Annotated in this window: 2 protein-coding genes; both read right to left on the bottom strand. The window is 44.6% G+C overall.

Features of this window, described 5'->3' with window-relative positions:
* Positions 1-79: 79 nt before the first annotated feature.
* Positions 80-1,816, bottom strand: a complete 1,737-nt coding sequence (gene lnt, locus QUB16_RS33275) for an apolipoprotein N-acyltransferase (RefSeq protein ID WP_333322652.1) — start codon at positions 1,814-1,816, stop codon at positions 80-82.
* Positions 1,756-2,010, bottom strand: a 255-nt coding sequence (locus QUB16_RS33270) for a hypothetical protein (RefSeq protein WP_333322654.1), incomplete at its 5' end; no start/stop codon positions are given. The genes lnt and QUB16_RS33270, both read right to left, overlap by 61 nt.

Here is a 2,010-nt window from a genome sequence, read left to right as displayed (position 1 = left end):
CGCTCGCACTGTAAATGCAAAACTGAGATGCTCCCCATCCCACAAACTTGTGGAAGTTATTTAATTCTCATTCCTAACGTTAATTTCTAACAATCAACCGCATTAACCCCGCCAATACTAACAATACAGGTGTCAGCCAATCTCCCCACCGCACGTACAAAGTCCGAGTTTGCCGCCGATAAATAGTAGCATCTCGGACTTCATAGGTATTAATTCCCGACTTCCAAACCGTCTCGCCACGAGGATTTACAAAAGCAGAGTAACCGGTATTCGTTGCGATAACTGCCCATCTATCCGTCTCAATGGCCCGCATTACATCTAAAGCGTGATGCTGATCCAACATCGGCGGTTTATAATGGGCATTGTTGGAAGCGGTGATCATAAATTCGCCTCCCTTCGCCGCCTGATATCGGAAAATTTCCGCAAACGCCGAATCGTAACAAATTCCGACAATGGCGCGGCCAAACGGCGTATCAAACACTTGTTTAGAATTGCCGGGTACTAAATGAGCATCTAAGGGAGAAAGCCGATTAATAATCCCGCCTAAGATTTCGTAAAAAGGGATATATTCGCCTAAAGGCACTAGCTTGAGTTTATCGTAGCGACCGACAATTTCTCCAGTGCGATCGATCGCCAATAAGCTGTTAGTGATACTATTCTCTTGCTGTCCGAATCCTCCAACCCAAGCCACAACGCCGCGTTGGAGAATAGCTTGGTAAAAGGAAAGAGTAGAACGCTGATACTCGTTTGTCCAGATAAAAGGCAAAGCTGTCTCTGGAATTAACACAGCATCGACTTTTCTGTCTGCTAACTGTTTGTATCCAGTGGTGTAACCTTCCAAAGCGCGCCCCCAACCCGCTGAGTCAAACTTAATCTCGTTAGGAATATTGCCTTGAATAATGCCAATTTTTAAAGCAGTTGCAGGTTCTTGATTCAAAGGGCGGTTGTACAAACTCCAGCCTGCAATATGCAAAATCAAACACAAACTCGCCGGCAAAATATAAGGAATCCAATTTTTTATTCTTCCTTCTTCCTTCTTACTTCTTCCTTCAATAAAAGCTTCGGCAATTAAGCCATTTACTGCTACGATAGCGGCTGTTACTGCGCTGGGCCCGGAGAGTTGACCGAGGTGCAATATTGCTAAATTATGCGGGCTTTGCGTGTAAGATAGTGATGTCCACCACAGGGAACCTGTACTCCAAATACTTTCTAAGGCACACCACAAAGCTGTGCCAATTAAAACGCGAGTTAATGCTGAAAATTGAGCTTTACCCCCCCCAGCCCCCCCTTGTAAAGGGGGGGAGTTAAGAATAAGAATAGGATTTTGGTCTGGTAAAGTGAGGGAGTTGAGAATTACAAATAGCCACGCCCAAACGGCGACTAAGGCGGCTCCCCAGAGGGTGATGAATGCCCAGCAAAAAAGTGCGATCGCCAAACTTGGCCACCAAGGAACTCCCAACCAAGTCATCGGGTGAATTCCCATAATCCAAGATAAAGCTAATCCGTGATAGCCAATTCCCCAGAGTAAAGGAAGAAGGAAGTTCGGCAACGGATTCTGTAACGGATGTAACGGATGGATGTTGAGGAAAGAAGGAAGAAAGAGAAATTTTTGTTTTTGTTCTTGTATTTTTGGCTTTTGATAACTGACAAGCAAAACCCACAGGGGAGCTAATGCTACCCAAGCCAATAGCCAAGCATTTACTGGGGCGGTTGTCAATGCCATCAAAATGCCGCTGAAAAGTGCGATCGCCCAGGCTAATGTTTTGGATTTATGAACCACGAGTTTTTCCCATTTGCGCCTGTTAAATATCGCCACTTTGATGATTGCCAAAAATAATAATTCTTAATCAATATATCAGATCGATCGGGAAGAAGGAAGCTGGGCAACGAGCAGTGTACGGGATTTAACAGATTTAACGGATTTAACTGAGAAGTTGCACCATTCTCAATAAGCTTTTTATGAACAGGCTTTTCGGCCTGTTCCACAAGAAAATTCACTCTTTGTGGAAC

The organism is Microcoleus sp. D3_18a_C4 (genome assembly GCF_036702415.1).
Taxonomy (GTDB): Bacteria; Cyanobacteriota; Cyanobacteriia; order Cyanobacteriales; family Microcoleaceae; genus Microcoleus.
This window is presented reverse-complemented; position numbering and strand designations above follow the sequence as displayed.